Below are 17,687 nucleotides of genomic sequence, written 5' to 3'. Positions count from 1 at the left end.
TCCTGGTTATCCTGCTACGGGCCGTCGGTCCTGGCCGGGAGGTTCGCGCGGATCAGCGCCACGGTCTTGGCAAGGCGCGCGTCGGGTACCCGCACGCGCTTGATGCGCTGCGCATCGTTTGCTGGATCATGCGGCGTGCCACGCGCGCGCCCGGCGCCCTCGAACGTAGCGAGTTGCGGCGGGCCGATGCCCCAGTCGCTGCCGGCTTGCCGGGGCACGACGTGGAAATGAAAATGCGGCGTCTCCTGGCCGCTGTACACCCCATTGTTCTGGAAAGTGAGTATGCCCAGAGGCCTGAACGCGCCAACAAGCGCCACGGCTACCCGCTTCGCGGCCGCGAGCACCGCGCCGCACTCCCGGGCGTCAAGGTCCAGCAAAGTGGCGACATGCCGCCGCGTGATGACGCAGCACTGGCCCGTCTCGAACTGCCATGGGTTGATCACCGTCAGCGTGTGATCGTCTTCGTCGATGATCTTCCACCGCTCTTCATGGGCCGCCACGCAGAGGTCGCAGGGGTCTCGGACGGGGAGCTCGATCACGTGTCGGTTCCTGCTCATGGGATGACTAGGGTGTGGCGAATCCGTAGGTGCAGGCTACGCCCGGCAAGCACACCATGAGGGCCAGCGAAGGGCGCCATGAGCCGATGCTCGCATCTCAGCAGCGACCCGGCCCACAATCGGTGGCTCAGCCGACTTGCACGGTGCGATTTAGTTTAAGCGAGACTGCGACCAGGCCTTAGCTTGAGCGCATGGTCAGTCGGCACCCGCGATAGCCCACCATGAAAGCAATGGGACAGAAGCACAGAACGGGCCACCGTCCTTTGCCCTGCCGTGCACACTGGCCTGCAACGCGACGCCTGACGCGATGGCCTCTCCGGCCAACGAAGCGGAGATGCCTGTGAGGGGGACCTTGGCCCTGCGGGACCACGAGGTTCCAGATTCGCCTGCATACGTGCCGGAGTTGACGTAAACGAATCGTTTGGCCGGCGGCCCTTGTGCGAACTCCCCGGTAAGAGCTATCGGGTCCTTGGACAAATCCACCTGCACCGAGAAGTCGAAAACCAGGTTGCCAGAGGAGACGAGCGGCGGGAGAAGTTCCGATCTCCCACGTTGCATGGCGCAGTGAACGCCCGGCAGTGGATCATTCACAACCAGTCGGAGCTTGAGCGTCTGCTTCATGCGTTCTAACACCTGAGCCGAGCCGATTCTCAAAGCGGGTCGGTTTGAATGAATTGTTACGCCCCGGACGCACCCTAACAAGTCCAATAGATCTTGTTGATCAGGTCAACGGTCTCGGGGCCATCGCTGCAACCGCCCACGTCAGTGGCTAGCTTGTCCGAAGGCTCACGACCGATAATCCATTGCTGGGACGCGGCGTGCCACATGAGCTCGCCCTCCGCGAGAGTGCCGGCTGGGAATGGCTCAGAAGCTACTGGGTTGATTACGACGATATGCGATCCGGTAATCTTCACTTCTAGTTTGATGCTCGGGATCGCAGGGTGCTCAGCGAAGCGATGTTGGAAGTCGTACTGGCCAGACGCGAGTGGAACAGCCGGATCGTTCTCGGCCGAGCTGGGAGAGGCCAGTATCACTGCTAATAGAACTAGTGAGCGCTTCATACGGGACCTAACACCTGAATTAAGCCGACCCGCGAAGCGGGTTCGGCTTGAATGAATTGTTAGGCCCGCGCATCGCGAGCCTCACGTGCCAAACGTATTGAATGCCAGAAATACGCCGGCGTACAGCGATGTTCCTGTGGCGAAAAACGCCAACGAAGCGCTGCGCGCTGAGGCGACCCCGGCGCTTGCAATGTAGTAGGCGAGCCCGGCCGCAAGCGACGACACGCCCAGCCAGACAATGGGGGCAACAGCGGACGGAAGCGAGAGCCCAAAGAACTTGGTGCCGTACGCAGCAAATAAGAAGGCGATGTGAGCTGAGGCAATCAGGAGCAGAAGTAGAAGACGTCCCATAGCGGGCCTAACACCAGAATTAAGCCGACCCGCGAAGCGGGTTCGGCTTGAATGACTTGTTATGCGCGCCAAGGTAAACCCGAAGCCGACGGCCCGCAACGGCTGCGCCGCACCAGGGAGCACGGACAAAGCATTCGCAGGCCCGGAACAGGTCGAGGCCAGCAAAGGCCGAAGCCGACAGTGCCGCAAGTCCGAAGGTCATGAAGCCATCCTTTGCCGAGCGGCACGAACGCGATGCATCCGAAGCCGAGTGAAGCGAAGTGCGGAGGTGCCAGTCGTCCGGATGAATCAGCGAGCGACCAACACCGAAGCCGGCAGCGCTGCAGAGGTCGACGCGTTACCGGAGCCGACAACATCAATGCGCCAACCCACGCATAACGCCTGAATTAAGCCGACCCGCGAAGCGGGTTCGGCTTGAATGAATTGTTAGAGCCCATGACTCACGATCTCTTGTTTTGAGCGAAAGACAATGCTGTCGCCTTGGTAGACGGAAGTTACCACGGTCACCAATGGAACTTCGTGTGCGCTCATCGAGCTGGTGAACGCGTAGCGCCGGCCCGGGAGCTTCGTGTTTGAGAAAGTCTTGGTTTCTGTCTCACCGGGCTCCAGCGCGAAGGTGGCCGCGCTAACGTCAGGGTTTCCCTTCACCCACTCCTGGGGCGTGACAATGGTGACCAGAGTTATCGCGGTAGCGCCAGGAGCGCGTGTTAGCTGGATCGATGTGTCGAACTGCTCATAGCTCCCACTGCAGGAGCAGATGACTAACGTGCTGAGAAGGGTGGCCAGCTTCCTCATGGGCTCTAACACCTGAGTTAAGCCGACCCGCGAAGCGGGTTCGGCTTGGACGAACTGTTATGCGCGCCAAGGTAATCCCGAAGCCAGCAGCCCGCAACGGGGCGGGCAGAGTAGGGAGCACGGACGAAGCATCCGAACGCACGGACAGGTCGAGGCCAGCAAAGGCCGAAGCCAACAGCGCCGCCAATCCGCAAGCCATGAAGCCATCCTTGTGCCGAGCGGCGCGAACGCCATGCATCCGAAGCCGAGTGAAGCGAAGCCAGGAAGCGCGAGCGAACCGGGCAGGTCAGCGACCGATCAACGCCGGAGTCTGCGATACGGTAGGAGTCGCAGCACCACCGAAGCCGACAACACCAAAACACCTACCCACGCATAACACCGGAATTAAGCCGACCCGCGAAGCGGGTTCGGCTTGAATGAATTGTTAGGCCGATAGCTAAGCATTCCGGGTGCCGCCAGTCGCAAGAATCCGCCGAATCAAGAGCAGCCTGCGTATCACGCGTACACATGTGATGAACAGACTGAAGGCGCCCAGTCCGGCCAGAAGAAGCACAGCAGGAACAGTGGACGTTACAAGCTTGTAGCAGCAGTATGCTAGAAGTGCGCCAAATAGCACGAGTCCTAAGACATTCTTCCAGAAGTGCCAAGGCGTAATAACAATGGTCGCGCTTGAATTTCGACTTCCCATAGTCCGCCCCCTAGCGGCCTAACACCGGAATTAAGCCGACCCGCGAAGCGGGTTCGGCTTGAATGATTTGTTAGGGCCAACGCCCGTACGGCCCATCATAGCTTTGCAAAGAACAATGGGACGACGAAGGCCGCAAGCGAGCCGCCCACCCATGCCGCCGCGAGGTTGCCAAAGGACAACTGCAATTTGCGTCGCCTAACGCAATAGAACGGAATTAACACTAGGAGCTGGATCAGAAGTGCGATCAAAGCTGCGCCTACTGGGAACACGATGCCAATGCATCCATCGCTTTGGCAGTTGCGACTAAAGGAGGCACCCCAAGCGGAAAGCAGGAAGATGACCGTCAAGGCAGTGGTGAGGTAATGAGGGTTTGGCCGCGTTTTTCTTGGATTCTGCACCGATCTCCCCCGTGGGCCCTAACGCCTGAATTAAGCCGACCCGCGAAGCGGGTTCGGCTTGAATGAATTGTTAGCCGTCATTGGCTCACCCGTTTCCATTCCGAAGACATGCGCTGGCTATGTAAGATCTCTTCTAATGCCCACACTTGATAAGGCGCTACTTGGCCATAGTCTCTGACAGTCCAGTGGCCGTCTTTGCCTGTCACAGTAATCTCCGCTGAGTAGTCATCTTTCCACTGGCCTGCATACTCGGATTGGTCCGATACGGATTTAGCAGCGTGGACTAGTTGTGCAAGTCGAGCAAAGTCTCTCAGGCTGATGTGCGCTGAATATTTAACGGACTTTTCTGGTAATAAGTAGTCGTCGGTCAGAAATGCCTCCCCATTGCGGTGGAACGTCACTGAATACACAGGACAGCTCCCTAAGCAAGGGCCGCGATCTAGCTTGATGCTGTCGTACGGGATGAGGGCGGACACATGTTGAGTATCCAGAATTTCGGGGGTCGACGAGATTACTTTTTGCAGCTCGCTCCATGATGAAGCGAGAGGTGCAGGCGCCTTCTGGCAGCCGATCAAGAGCCCCGTTCCTAAGATTGCCCAAAGTCTTCGCATGACGGCTAACACCTGAGTTAAGCCGCGCCGCGAAGCGGCGTCGGCTTGGACGAATTGTTAGGCCGCAGCCCCGCGCTCGCGCTCGATGCGGATGCAAAACTCGTAGAACTCACGAAGGCTGGGGGCAAGGAGGCGCTTCTCTCTGGTTTCATGATCGTATTCCCAGACACCTGGTTCCGGGTCGCTGGCGGCCACGAGATAGAGATCTCCGCTGCCCGATTCTCCGATGATCCAGTCGTTCTCTGGCCAACGATAGATGCCCGGATACCATTCGACCGTGCTACCGCGGGCGAGCCGATTCAGCTCTTCCACGACACTCGCATCGGTGGCAAGCGCGCACGATGCGTGGCTGTAATCGTCGATGTGGCCCAGCAAGCCATCAGCTTCAAGCCATTCGCGAAAGAGCGTAGTGGTCACGTTCGCCATGATGTGATTCTGCGGCCTAACGCCTGAATTAAGCCGAGCCGCGAAGCGGCTTCGGCTTGAATGAATTGTTAGGGCCCATCGACCCACACCTCAGTGCCCGCCGGAACGTCCCGCTTGGATAGGGTGGGGAACACGCAGCCCCAGCGGTACTCCTTGGGTGGAGGAGTTTGGAAGAAATGCTGCACTTGCAACGGCGCTGAAAGGACAGAGCCATCCGGGCGCCGAAGCTCAGCGAGAAGTTTGGCAGCACCCGGAAAGTCTTTTGGCAATGGACCAGGCACCACAATGAGCCCGCGGCCGGTGATCTCAAATGCATCTTCCACAGTCGTGAGGAGCTTTGGCATGGGGCCTAACACCGGAATTGAGCCGACCCGCGAAGCGGGTTCGGCTTGAATGAATTGTTAGCGCTCATGCCTGGAAGCGCGACGCCACAAGCGGATGGTAGGACAGAGCGACGCCACACAGCCAGGCCAGTGCCCCAACCGCGAAGAGCGCAATACTAAAGCTACCTATATGGCTTGCGAGCGGCGATTGCGCTAGAAGCCACATAGCTAAGAAGATAAAAGCAGATGCGATTGTAGCGAGCAGTCGGCCCAACCGTTTGAGTCGCATGAGGCCTACCGAAGCCACTGCTCCAATCACAAAGCCGCCAAGCAGCAAAGCGGCGCCGAGGACCCACATTGGGGGTGGTTGATCTAGCGGGATACTCACGGTCATGGGGTGCTCGAATGGCATGAGCAAAGGCGCCAAGAGCAGGGCTAGCGAAAAAATGGTCAACGTGCGGATGAGAGAGACCATGAGCGCTAACACCTGAATTAAGCCGACCCGCGAAGCGGGTTCGGCTTGAATGAATTGTTAGGCCTCAAGCTACACCCGCGGCTTGCGTGCGACAAGCCAGATGCCGAGGGCCAACAAGGCCACACCGACTGCGATGTGAAGTAATAGCTGGCCAGTCTGAGGCGGCGCCCCAAAAGGATCTGAGTCATTGGCAAGCTGCGCGCCTTGCGGATCAGCAAGGGCCAGTAAGCCAAAGATCGCAACACCCAGTCCAAGCGCAGAAACCAAGTAGCCGATTGCCCTGACAGCAAATCTCATGATGCTTGCTCTTGAGGCCTAACACCTGAATTAAGCCGACCCGCGAAGCGGGTTCGGCTTGAATGAATTGTTAGGCCCCGGTACCCGAGACCTCTCCGATGCCAGTATCCCAGAGCACGAAACTGTATGTCTCTGGCGAGCGCAGCGCTAGCAATGGCGTCACGTCCAGATGCCAGCGACGGAAGATCACGAGGAGTTGTCGTACGGTCTCAGGCTCCACAGGGTAGCCGAGGGTCAACTCCAGCGTAGTGCCGACGCCGCGAACGGACTGAAACTGGGGCAGCGCGCTAAGCCAGCCGAAGAACCGATCTTCGTCCGCCGCGGCAAAGAAAACTGGGCCTTCAAAAGAAATGATCACGGGGCCTAACACCGGAATTAAGCCGACCCGCGAAGCGGGTTCGACTTGAATGAATTGTTAGGCCGCATGCTGGGACTAGGCACGACGATATGCAACATGCTTGAGAGGTGACAACCCTGATGAGGCCAGGGCGGAAACATGCTGCTCATCCAGGTCCCAAGGGCTCGGAAAGTCCGCAATTACCTCAGTAGCGGCGAGTGAGCAGATCTCTCTAGCGGCATCAGATGGAGTGCCGTCGTACTCAAAGCGGAGTCGGATGATGTGCCCGACAACGTCGGCCTCAATCGAGGCTTGGCGCAACTGAGGGTGGACATCGCCGAGAAGGGCGCGCTGAAGTGAGAGTAGCAGAGCTTGAGGTTTAGCGATATCGCTCATGCGGCCTAACACCGGAATTAAGCCGTGCCGCGAAGCGGCATCGGCTTGAATGAATTGTTAGGCCTTAGCGGATCCATGCGCTCGTCTGCCCCAAAAAGCAGTTGCCTCGCATTGCCAAATGACCGCCAGTTACTTGCGTCTCAAAGCCATGAAGCTTGTCACCTTGCCGTAGCTTAGCGCGCAGCTCTGTCCAGCCCAGCTCACGGAGCTCTGGGAGAGTGGCGTGACCTACTACGACAGCCGGCCCGAGTTTTACAACGTTGGGAGGCAACGGCTCGCAACTAGGCGGCTCGATCGGCAGTGACGGCACAGCGAAACGCCCATAAGCGGTTACGCCAAGAACCGACAAACCAATCAGTGTGGCGGTCCAGGCAAAGATGCGGTTGGCTTTTGGCTGAGTTGTCACTGAAGTTGATCTAAGGCCTAACACCAGAATTAAGCCGACCCGCGAAGCGGGTTCGGCTTGAATGAATTGTTAGGCCGCGTACCCATGAGGCTACGGACGACCCGTCTTGCGTTGAAGTGCATCTACCGCTTGCCAGAAAGAGGGTGTTGCCTCGTTCTCGAATGGGCCAGAGTCTAAGAGGGCGTGCGCAATAGCGCGAACCTCCAGCTCAATTCTATCGGGGCCGAGAGTGCTGGCAACGGATAGCCGATCAGCTAAACGATCCAGCCAGGCACCGCCGTATGGCGCTGCGCTTGTAGTGGCCTTGAACCGGCGAATCTCATCGGCCCCTTGTGCCAGCAAGTTTGTGATTGCAGTCATAGCGGCCTAACACCAGAATTAAGCCGTGCCGCGAAGCGGTATCGGCTTGAATGACTTGTTAGACCTGCTAGCTATGACCATGGGAAAACGATCCTGTAGTAAGTGACGTAGGGTCGGCCAGCTCGTCATGCAGCGACTCAAGAACTGCTGAAATGGAATCAGGGGCGGAAAATCCATGCTGCTCTTGCAGTGCATTTGCGATGTGTCGAACCGTATCTGCAAGAAAGATACCCCATGCACGAGGCTCGTCACGCCCCATGTCATGCCACATGCCGATCTTTAGCGTGCAGTGCTGTTGTTCCTCCGCGATCCAGGCGCTGAGCATCTGGACGGAGTTCGGATCGCGCTGCGCTGCTGGTGGGACAACGAGTGGTTTCATAGCAGGTCTAACACCTGAATTAAGCCGACCCGCGAAGCGGGTTCGGCTTGAATGAATTGTTAGGTGCCGCCCATGGATAGCAGTATGCCGCATCCGATACGACGAACACCCTCGGAGAATTCCCAGCGAAAGCCGGGAACAAACATCGAGACATCCTCCTGCGGTACTACAAATACACAGTTGGCTTGGCACTTGCTGCCTGGGGATAGCCAAGCGACATTAATGAAATCTATCTGTCCGAGCACACAGTAATCTCGCCCGGGGAGATGGTGGTTTGGCCGTATGCCAGAGCCGAAGCCAGGCCGGCCTACCAGCGCAGCCTCATCGAGGGAGATCTCGGCGCGAAAGGAAAGCGTCTCGTATGAGTTTGCCATCATCTTTCAAAGGCACCTAACACCAGAATTAAGCCGACCCGCGAAGCGGGTTCGGCTTGAATGATTTGTTAGGTGCCGCCCTTGGACAGCTGCACCCACCCATACGACCCAAAATCATGCACGGCCAGCGTTGCTGGCACAGGATACGTCCACCCACCAGCTTTCCACCATGACTCCGCGAGCCAGCGCGAGAGCAGAGAGACTGTCAACTGAAAGCCAGGGAACTCGTCAGGTCCAACAAAGTACTGCTCGTCAATCTCTGCGAGGTCTTTGAGGTCAAGGTCAAGCTCAAGTGACCTCCCGGGAAAGAGGCTTTGATCTACGTGATCGACCTTGTTGTTCTTGCCACGCCAGTAGGCCCAGATACTGGGAGCTCCACCGTACTCGTCCGGGAAGATCTCCAGGTGCGCCTCGTTTACGCCGTGTCCGAGCGGAAGGGTCAATATCTCTCTGAGCGCGCGGATAGTTTGGTCTGAAAGACGATCCAGCTTGCGCTGATACATCGAGACAAACTGCTCTTGGTTCAAACCGTATGGGACCATCCGCGGCACCTAACACCTGAATTAAGCCGACCCGCGAAGCGGGTTCGGCTTGAATGAACTGTTAGCGGGCATATGTACGCCAGTGAAGCACCCGCTGTCCATCTGCCCTAATGCCAACGAACGTAAATTCTGTTGCATCGGCCGGGCACTTGTAGAAAACATACGACTCGCGGAGCTCCTCTTCGTTTGGCCACCAGCGGCGCTGAATATAAGCCGGGACGGTGCCTTTGAAATCTGTCGGAATGCAGCTTTCTGGAAGCGTTAGCGGCTCTCTATTTGGGATTGAGAAAGACAGCTCACTGGCATTTGAGTCAATGTTGTGGGTCTCTTGGAGATCGATGGCGTCAGAAGGCAGCCAATGCGGTATCCATCCTTTCTCCAGGTAGCCACTATCAATAACTTCTTTGGCTGTTGAGTAAGACGCGTCGGTTGTCTCCCAGAAGCAACCAGAAGTAAGTAGGCAAGTTGCGACAATCAATGAGTGGCGAAAGTGTTTGCTCATGCCCGCTAACACGAGAATTAAGCCGACCCGCGAAGCGGGTTCGGCTTGAATGAATTGTTAGCCATCATGCTTGGTGGTTGCTTGAGAAAGTGCAAGCACATGCGCACAAATCCAAAAGAGAAAAGTGCTGAAAACAGCGCATACACGATAAGAGTGACCAGAAGTGCAACCGGGCCGAATGTCATCTCTAAGCTGCCGCCCATGTATTGCTCGAATGCCCACCACGTCGGGAGTACCAGCGTACTGGCGAGAACGCTAAAGCGCCCAGGTAAGCGTGTCTTAGCGGCGACGAATGAGGCTGCTGCCACTACACAGACAAAAGCCAGCACACTGATCCCGAAGCCAACCATGCTGATGGTGCTCAGTAGGTCGAGCTCCTCCGTCGTGGGTGGCCTTACATCGACTATCCGTAGAGGACTATCTGACATGATGGCTAACGCCAGAATTAAGCCGAGCCGCGAAGCGGCGTCGGCTTGAATGAATTGTTAGGCCTCAGCACAGTCAACTCCACGTAGCCGAAGCATTTTACAAATGGTGTCCAGTCGAAACTCATTGTCCATGTGGCCGACAAAATATTGCTCTTTCTTGAGGGCTTTGAGTGCTGAAGGGAAGGCAAATATTGGAGCGTCTTCGTTCTTTGCAGAGCCTTCCAGGTAATAGGCATAAGGGTTTTCTTGGCGCTTGTTGGAATAGACGCAATCTAGCGAAGAAAGCCATTCTGAAAAAGCAGTACTGATCTTGTGCAACTGTGGGAATTGCTTGCGCAATGGAGTGGCGCGGAAGTGCACCTCGCCAACTGTCCAGAGAGCGCTTCGACGGACTTGTGGCAGAACAATCGTCGCTACAGGGGAGGTATCTGCATCTATGCCACCAGTATGGAGATACGAAAGAGGGCCGAAGTCTCTGAAGTGGAGAGCATGACCATACTCGGTCGCCGCCCTCGTGACTGGAGTGTCTAGAGACTGGAACCAAGCCATCACTTCTGATGGTTCGGTAGGGTTGGCTATGAATCTATGAGTCACGCTCATGCTTTTATGACGCCTAACACCTGAATTAAGCCGACCCGCGAAGCGGGTTCGGCTTGAATGATTTGTTAGGTGCCAACCGGCTGGCCGGCACCCTTGCGCTTTGCTATGAGCAAAATGACGAAAAAGGCCAGCAACGCCACGCACCATAGCGGCACATAGAGGAGCCAAGCAAGGCCAGACTCATGCCTTGGGACTGCCAGCAAGACCCAAAGCTGAAAGGCAATGAGCATCACATTGAGGAATGAAAGCCCCCACAGAAGTGCAGGTTGTCGAGCTTTGGGCCAGATAGTCAAGCAGCTGACTAGCAGCAGCGGCAATGCCATGAAGAGGTAGTTGGGTAGCAGGTACTTGAGAACATCGTTGCGGCCGTTATAGAGCCCAACCACCAAGTAAAGCGCGGCCGGTGCACAAAGCTGCAGCGCAACCAATCCAGCAAATCGGGTTGATCTAGGCATTGGCACCTAACACCTTGAGTTAAGCCGACCCGCGAAGCGGGTTCGGCTTGAATGAATTGTTAGACCGCAGCTATTGAACTTGACGGCTCATTAGACTGACTATGACCGACGCGCACTCAAGCTCACCTCTCATTACGGCAAAATCATGTGCGTCAACGATTGCGCCGCTTCCAAGGGTGTGACGCTTGTTTGGATCAGCGCCATTCTCTATGAGGAGTTTAACAATATCCGGGCTTCTACCGATGATGGCGCCAAATAATGGGTCAGTGTGCGACTGCGCCCGTACTATTTTTGCCCCATGCTGAAGCAACATTTCTACGTTATCGAGGTGTCCATTACAGCATGCCAAGTCCAGGGCAGAATCTTGATACGTCTTGCCTTTAAGATTGACGTCAAAGCCCAGGTCTATAAGGAGCTTTACCACCTCTGAAGTTGACTCGGCCGCCGCATAGTGAAGCAATGTCCCGCCAGCAAAGTATGTATGTTGATTTATTAGTTCAGGATGGCTTCTGAGAATCGATTCAGTCTCTCGGACTGATCCTGATCGGATATATTCAAATGCGGCAGTAAGTGGGTGCTTTTCTTGGGCGGGCATTGTGGCTTGCTCTGCGGTCTAACGCCTGAATTAAGCCGACCCGCGAAGCGGGTTCGGCTTGAATGAATTGTTAGGGCCAGTGAAGCGAGAATTACGCCAAAGTGCGATAACCCAGAACACAAGGCCCCCGATTGCGGCAAGAAGCAAAGAGGAGAGCGTCAGTGCCAGCCCGTTGAGTACGAAGTACTCCCAGGGTGATGTAACAAACCAAAGAACAAGGAAGAGACTGACCGCTATTAGGCCGCCGAGGACCGATTGCCACCAAGAAAGCCAACGTTTGCGAATGAATAACCAGACGAGCGGGACGCCGAAAAGCAGCATTGCCGTGTAGCCAATGACTAGCATGAGGCGAAACCACCACATGGTGAAAGTCCCATAAGGCGGAATTAGATAAGGAAGCTGAAGAATCAGTGGTGTTAGCAACAGCCCCAGAAGAAGTCGAATCATGGCCCTAACACCTGAATTAAGCCGACCCGCGAAGCGGGTTCGGCTTGAATGAACTGTTAGCGGGCATATGTACGCCAGTGAAGCACCCGCTGTCCATCTGCCCTAATGCCAACGAACGTAAATTCTGTTGCATCGGCCGGGCACTTGTAGAAAACATACGACTCGCGGAGCTCCTCTTCGTTTGGCCACCAGCGGCGCTGAATATAAGCCGGGACGGTGCCTTTGAAATCTGTCGGAATGCAGCTTTCTGGAAGCGTTAGCGACTCTCTATTTGGGATTGAGAAAGACAGCTCACTGGCATTTGAGTCAATGTTGTGGGTCTCTTGGAGATCGATGGCGTCAGAAGGCAGCCAATGCGGTATCCATCCTTTCTCCAGGTAGCCACTATCAATAACTTCTTTGGCTGTTGAGTAAGACGCGTCGGTTGTCTCCCAGAAGCAACCAGAAGTAAGTAGGCAAGTTGCGACAATCAATGAGTGGCGAAAGTGTTTGCTCATGCCCGCTAACACCGGAATTAAGCCGACCCGCGAAGCGGGTTCGGCTTGAATGAATTGTTAGGCACCATACGGTGCTGGTGCCTCTTTGCAAACGGTTACCTCGTCAGCCCACCAGTGACCCCGCTCGTAAGAGCAAAGCATAAGGCGTGCTGTTGGGGACGAGACCTCTAGGACTTGGTTCTCAGGCGCTGCAAAAAGGAGCGACACATCCTGATTGATTAGGTCAGCCCAAATGGCAGACGTAGAAACATCAAAGTCCGTAAGCGCAGCGTCTGGTAAGAAGTGAGATGCGTCGCTGGTGCCAATAGCGTACTGGACAGGCTCGCCAACCCAGGAGACGAAGAGCCTCTGACCATCTTGGAAGGTCAGCACCAGCTCACCGCCAAAATCATGGGTCTCACCATTTGCTGCAGCCTCTACGGCAGACTCCTCACCCTGAAGAAGCCGGTAGCAGATAGCGGTGAGCTTGGGCATGGTGCCTAACACCAGAATTAAGCCGACCCGCGAAGCGGGTTCGGCTTGAATGAATTGTTATGCGCGCCAAGGTAAACCCGAAGTCGACAGCCTGCAACGGCTGCGCGATACCAGGGAGCATGGACAAAGCATCCGCCAGCACGTAGCGGGTCGAGGCCAGCAAAGACCGAAGCCGACAGTGTCGCGAATCCGAAGGTCATGAAGCCATCCTTTGCCGAGCGGCACGAACGCGATGCATCCGAAGCCGAGTGAAGCGAAGTGCGGAGGTGCCAGTCGTCCGGATGAATCAGCGAGCGACCAACACCGAAGCCGGCAGCGCTGCAGAAGTCGACGCGTTACCGGAGCCGACAACATCAATGCGCCAACCCACGCATAACACCGGAATTAAGCCGACCCGCGAAGCGGGTTCGGCTTGAATGAATTGTTAGGGCGCGAGCAGCTAGCCCAGCCCGATCTAGTTAATTGCATGATTCACCAGTTAGCCAGAGCTTGCATGCGTCAACCTCGGCTACTTCGGCCGCTGATTCGAACTCTAGGATGTGCCAGTGGCCGTGTGACGCGAGCCTAGGGATTGCTGTGATGCTCATCCTGTATGCAGGCCCCAGCACTCTGAATAGTCCCTGGTACTCCGCGAGCGAGGCTTTATCCGAGCGATCTACCGTCATGAACGTAGCGATATGGTTTGCGGTAAGGCGTGGGTCGCAGCTAACCACAGCAACAGCACCATGTGGATCCATATAAGTGCAGCCATGGACTACAACTCGCTTGCCCTCGTACAAAGAGAAAGACTCTTTGAGCTTCAAGAGATCTAACTCTGGTGGTGAACTGGTGTGCATGTTGGCACATGCGCCAAGATAGGCCGATACAACCAGCATGAGCACCTTTGATGTTCTCATCGCGCCCTAACACCTGAATTAAGCCGAGCCGCGAAGCGGGTTCGGCTTGAATGAATTGTTAGGCGTGCCGGGCATAGTGGCTGGCCCTAGCTTGCGCCTCCCCTTTGACACCAACCACCTTGCCAAGAGCGGGGTCAGCCACTCTATAGATGATGTACCCCACATGCTGCAGCTGACTACGCTTGATACAAGTCAGCTCGACGCTGTGACTGGACAGCCAGTGGCTAGTTGCGCCCGCAGTACCAACAGCCAACATGAAGCTGTGCCAGTCTCGTGCTTGCAAATGAGGGTGAAACTCCACGGTGAAAGAAGATTGCTCCACGGACGCCTAACACCTATTAGACCCCGAAAGCGGGGTATAGCACGATTCTGACGCCAGGCGATTTCCACCGTCAATTGCCGAAAACCCTTGGCGGACGGCCCTCTCGGGCAAACATGAGTTCGCTCGGCAACTTGAAGGAGCGCAGTTATCCCGCGGTTGAGCGGTGCTAATCCGTTATAGCCGTAGATCTGAGGTGGTAATGGGCATGGTGGGGCGTCACTCGGGGGCGGGCACTTGCACCGGAATGTGGTGGGCGGCGAGGAACGCGCGGAGCGAGGCGGGTTTGACCGGCTTGGTCAGCAGACGGTAGCCGCGCTCGCGCGCTTCGCGTTTGAGTTCGTCGCGGCCGTCGGCGGTCAGCAGGGCGCCGGCGACGGGGCCGGGGCTGGCGGCGCGCAGGGCGTCTAGCGTGGCCAGGCCGTCGAGGCGGTCGTGCAGGTGGTAATCGACCAGCATCACGGCGGGACCTTCGGCGATCTTCTCCAGCGCCTCGTCGACCGTGGTGGCGGACATGACATCCACCTGCCAGCGTCCCAGCAGGGCGCGCATGCCATCGATGATCTCGCGGTCGTTGTCCACGCACAGCACGCGCAGGCCGGCCAGCGAATCGCTCGCCAGCGCCGCGCGACGCGAGGACGTGCGGCGCTCGCTGGCCTGGGTGCCGCGCGGCACGACGATCGAGAACATGCTGCCGCGGTCTACTTTGCTGCGCGCGTCGAGTTCGTGCTGCAGCAGGCGCGAGATGCGCTGGCAGATCGACAGGCCCAGGCCGAGGCCGCGTTCGCCCCAGTCGAAGGGCTGCTGGTAGCGGTGGAACTCGTCGTAGATCTGCCGCATGTGGTTATCCGGGATGCCGGGGCCGGTATCCCATACCTGCAGCACCACCTGGTCGCCTCGCACGCGCATGCCGATCACGATGCGACCTTCGCGCGTGTAGCGCAGCGCGTTGGCGAGGAAGTTCTGCAGCACGCGCCGCAGCAGGCGGCGGTCGCTGCGGACCGGGATGGGGCGCGCGTGCGCGCGCAACTTCAGCCCGCGTCCCGCCGCCACGGGCGCGTACTGTGCGGCCAGCTCGCGCAACAGCTCGCCGGCATCGAAATCGGTGATCTGCGTATGCAGGCCACCGGCGTCCAGGCGCGAGACATCGAGCAAGCCGTCGAGCAACTCTTCGGCGGCGCGCAGCGACGCATCCACGCGCTCGGCCAAGTGCTGGCGTTCCTGCGCCTGCGCATCGGCACCCTGCTCGCTGTCGCGCAAGGCGCTGACGAACAGGCGCGCCGCATTGAGGGGTTGCAGCACGTCGTGGCTGATGGCGGCCAGGAAGCGCGTACGCGATTGCTGCGCGTGCTCGGCCGCCTGGCTACGCTCGGCTACGCGCTGTTCCAGCGTTTCGTTGGTCTCCAGCAACAGCGACTCGGCCAGCTTGAAATCGGTGATGTCGTTGTAGCTGGTGACGTAGCCGCCGCCCGGCAACGGCTGGCCGCGCATTTCGATCACCTGGCCATCCGCGCGCACGCGTTCGAAGATATGCGGCGAACCCGCGCGCATGTAGCGGATGCGCTTGTTGATCTGCGCATCGATATCGCCGTCGCCCAGTTCGCCACGCTCGGCGTTGTAGCGGATCAGGTCCGCCACCGGACGCCCCACGTAGAGCATGCCCTCCGGATAACCGAACATTTGCTGGTAACGCCGGTTCCAGGCCACCAGGCGCATCTCCGGGTCCACCACGCTGACGCCGGCACTGATGTTCTCCAGCGTGGTCGACAGGATCTCGCGATTGAACCGCAATTCCTGCCCTGCCTGGTCGAGTACGGCCACCACTTCGCCCAGTTCCATGCCCGAGCCGCGCAGCACGCTGGTCAGCACGATCCGCGCGGATGCGGCGCCGATGGCCGCCGCCAACAAGCGCTCGGTGAACTGCACCCAGGCACGGTCGGCCGGTGCATTAGGTTGCAGCTCGCGCTCCAGCGCCTGTGCCTGTTCGGCGAACGCGCGCCGCGCGTGGCGCTCGCCGACCACGCGCTCGGCCAGCGTGCGCAGGTCGCCCACGCGCACGCTGCCGGGCCACTCGCCGGCGACCAGCGCGGGACGCTGTGCATACGGGTCCAGGAACGGGGCCGCACGCAGGCGTTCGTCCACGCCGGGGCGCGAGCGCGCGGAGACGATCATCATCGCGCCGGTGTTGACGAGCAGCGACCAGAACGTACCGTGCGTCAGCGTGTCCCACCCGCTCAGGCCGAACAGCTGCTGCGGGCGCAACCAGGCGATGCCGAACGGGCCGCTGTGCAGCCAGTGCGGATCGAACCAGCCGGCCTGCGTCATCGTCGGCAACAACAGCGTGTAGATCCAGGTGGCGAAGCCGAGCACCATGCCGACTTCCACACCGCGCCGGCTGGCGCCGCGCCAGTACAGGCCGCCGATCAGACCGGGCGCGAACTGCGCCACCGCTGCGAAGGCCATCAGGCCGTACGACGCCAGCGTGCTGTCGTTGCTGCTGCTGCGGTAATAGCTGTAGGCGGTGAGCGCGAGCAGCAGGATCGCCACGCGGCGGATCCACAGCACGCGCGAAGCCACGTCCGCCGCCGCGTGGTGCTCGGCCCAGCCGCGGCGCAGCAGCACGGGCATGATCAGGTCGTTGCTGACCATCGTCGCCAGCGCGATGCTGGCCACGATCACCATGCCGGTCGCCGCCGAAAAGCCGCCGACGTAGGCGACGATGGCCAGCGCGGTGCGGCCTTCGGCCAGCGGCAACGCCAGCACGTAACTGTCGTCGGCCACGCTGCTGCCACCGAACAGCGCCACGCCCGCGGCGGCCACCGGCACCACCATCAGCGAGAACAGCGCGAGGTAGCCGCCGAACAACCAGCGCGCCTTGCGGATATCGCCCACGTCGCTGCATTCCACCACCGCCACGTGGAACTGGCGCGGCAGGCAGACGATGGCGAGGAAGCCGAGCAGCGTCTGAGCGATGAAGCCCACCGGCGGTGCGTTCTCGAACAGCGTACGCGCCGAATCGGTCACCCGGATCGCATTGCCATCCAGCCAGAGATAGGCGAACACGCCGACGGCGATCATCGCCACCAGCTTCACCACCGATTCCAGCGAGATCGCCAGCATCATGCCGTGGTGGTGCTCGGTGGCATCCACCTGCCGGGTGCCGAACAGCGCGGCGAACAGGGCCATCAGCAGCGCCACGTACAGTGCGGGATCGGTGAAGAAACCGTGCGTGCTGTCGCCGCCTTCGCCGCTGAGTACGCTCAGGCTCATCGCCACGGCCTTGTACTGCAGGGCGAGGTAGGGCACCACGCCGATCAGGGCGATCACGGTGACCAGCGCGGCCAGCCGGCGCGAACGGCCGTAGCGCGAGGAAATGAAGTCGGCGATGGAGACGGTGTTCTCGCTGCGCGCGATCAGCGCGAGCCGCTCGATGATGCGCCAGCCGAACAGCAGCAGCAGGACCGGGCCGAGGTAGATCGGCAGGTACCCCAGACCGTTGCGCACCGCGCTGCCGACCGCGCCGTAGAACGTCCACGACGAGCAGTACACGGCCAGCGCCAGGCTGTAGACCACCGGACGCAGCCAAGGCCGGTCGGGGTACATCGGGCGGCGGTCGCCCCACCACGCTACGCCGAACAGCAGTGCGGCGTAGCCGATCGACACCAACAGCAGGATCCAGCTGGAAACCAACGCCCTCT

The 17,687-nt window shown here is 58.8% G+C and carries 16 protein-coding genes; all 16 read right to left on the bottom strand.

What is annotated here, in order from left to right:
* Positions 1-14 precede the first annotated feature (14 nt).
* The 16 genes from AC23D6_RS18375 to AC23D6_RS18300 all read right to left on the bottom strand — a co-directional run bounded on the left by AC23D6_RS18375 (position 15) and on the right by AC23D6_RS18300 (position 17,679).
* Positions 15-539: an HIT family protein gene (locus AC23D6_RS18375; protein ID WP_487750640.1), complete on the bottom strand. Its 525-nt coding sequence runs from the start codon at positions 537-539 to the stop codon at positions 15-17.
* 213 nt (positions 540-752) lie between these two features.
* On the bottom strand, positions 753-1,178 hold the full coding sequence (locus AC23D6_RS18370) for a DUF5990 family protein (RefSeq protein ID WP_487750639.1): 426 nt from the start codon (positions 1,176-1,178) through the stop codon (positions 753-755).
* A gap of 1,217 nt (positions 1,179-2,395) precedes the next feature.
* Positions 2,396-2,764, bottom strand: coding sequence for a hypothetical protein (locus AC23D6_RS18365; RefSeq protein WP_487750638.1), 369 nt, complete (start codon positions 2,762-2,764; stop codon positions 2,396-2,398).
* Between the two features lie 1,163 nt (positions 2,765-3,927).
* Complete coding sequence (locus AC23D6_RS18360; protein ID WP_487750637.1) at positions 3,928-4,326, bottom strand: DUF6438 domain-containing protein; 399 nt, start codon at positions 4,324-4,326, stop codon at positions 3,928-3,930.
* A 192-nt stretch (positions 4,327-4,518) separates the two neighbouring features.
* Positions 4,519-4,887 carry an SMI1/KNR4 family protein gene (locus AC23D6_RS18355; RefSeq protein ID WP_487750636.1) on the bottom strand — a complete coding sequence of 123 codons (369 nt, stop codon included), beginning with the start codon at positions 4,885-4,887 and terminating at the stop codon, positions 4,519-4,521.
* Positions 4,888-6,052: 1,165 nt separating this feature from the next.
* A complete protein-coding gene (locus AC23D6_RS18350; protein ID WP_487750635.1) occupies positions 6,053-6,340 on the bottom strand; it encodes a hypothetical protein in 288 nt (95 codons plus the stop codon).
* 75 nt (positions 6,341-6,415) lie between these two features.
* Entirely contained in the window at positions 6,416-6,715 is a 300-nt protein-coding gene (locus AC23D6_RS18345) for a MafI2 family immunity protein (protein ID WP_487750634.1), read from the bottom strand.
* Positions 6,716-7,548: 833 nt separating this feature from the next.
* Complete coding sequence (locus AC23D6_RS18340; protein ID WP_487750633.1) at positions 7,549-7,860, bottom strand: DUF5076 domain-containing protein; 312 nt, start codon at positions 7,858-7,860, stop codon at positions 7,549-7,551.
* A 442-nt stretch (positions 7,861-8,302) separates the two neighbouring features.
* A complete protein-coding gene (locus AC23D6_RS18335; RefSeq protein WP_487750632.1) occupies positions 8,303-8,737 on the bottom strand; it encodes a hypothetical protein in 435 nt (144 codons plus the stop codon).
* A gap of 100 nt (positions 8,738-8,837) precedes the next feature.
* Positions 8,838-9,278, bottom strand: coding sequence for a YbbD-related protein (locus AC23D6_RS18330; protein ID WP_487750631.1), 441 nt, complete (start codon positions 9,276-9,278; stop codon positions 8,838-8,840).
* 485 nt (positions 9,279-9,763) lie between these two features.
* Positions 9,764-10,306 (bottom strand): hypothetical protein, encoded by a 543-nt coding sequence (locus AC23D6_RS18325; protein WP_487750630.1) that lies wholly within the window; start codon positions 10,304-10,306, stop codon positions 9,764-9,766.
* 65 nt (positions 10,307-10,371) lie between these two features.
* Positions 10,372-10,734 (bottom strand): hypothetical protein, encoded by a 363-nt coding sequence (locus AC23D6_RS18320; RefSeq protein ID WP_487750629.1) that lies wholly within the window; start codon positions 10,732-10,734, stop codon positions 10,372-10,374.
* Between the two features lie 97 nt (positions 10,735-10,831).
* The gene (locus tag AC23D6_RS18315) at positions 10,832-11,356 is read right to left on the bottom strand and encodes an ankyrin repeat domain-containing protein (RefSeq protein WP_487750628.1); all 525 of its coding nucleotides are present in this window, start codon (positions 11,354-11,356) and stop codon (positions 10,832-10,834) included.
* 30 nt (positions 11,357-11,386) lie between these two features.
* On the bottom strand, positions 11,387-11,803 hold the full coding sequence (locus tag AC23D6_RS18310; RefSeq protein ID WP_487750627.1) for a hypothetical protein: 417 nt from the start codon (positions 11,801-11,803) through the stop codon (positions 11,387-11,389).
* A 56-nt stretch (positions 11,804-11,859) separates the two neighbouring features.
* On the bottom strand, positions 11,860-12,300 hold the full coding sequence (locus AC23D6_RS18305; protein ID WP_487750626.1) for a YbbD-related protein: 441 nt from the start codon (positions 12,298-12,300) through the stop codon (positions 11,860-11,862).
* Positions 12,301-14,208: 1,908 nt separating this feature from the next.
* Positions 14,209-17,679, bottom strand: coding sequence for a hybrid sensor histidine kinase/response regulator (locus AC23D6_RS18300; protein ID WP_487750625.1), 3,471 nt, complete (start codon positions 17,677-17,679; stop codon positions 14,209-14,211).
* Positions 17,680-17,687: the final 8 nt, after the last annotated feature.

The organism is Pseudoxanthomonas sp. G3 (assembly GCF_057654715.1).
The sequence above is the reverse complement of the archived record's forward strand: the minus strand, read 5'-3'. Positions and strand labels throughout refer to the sequence as shown.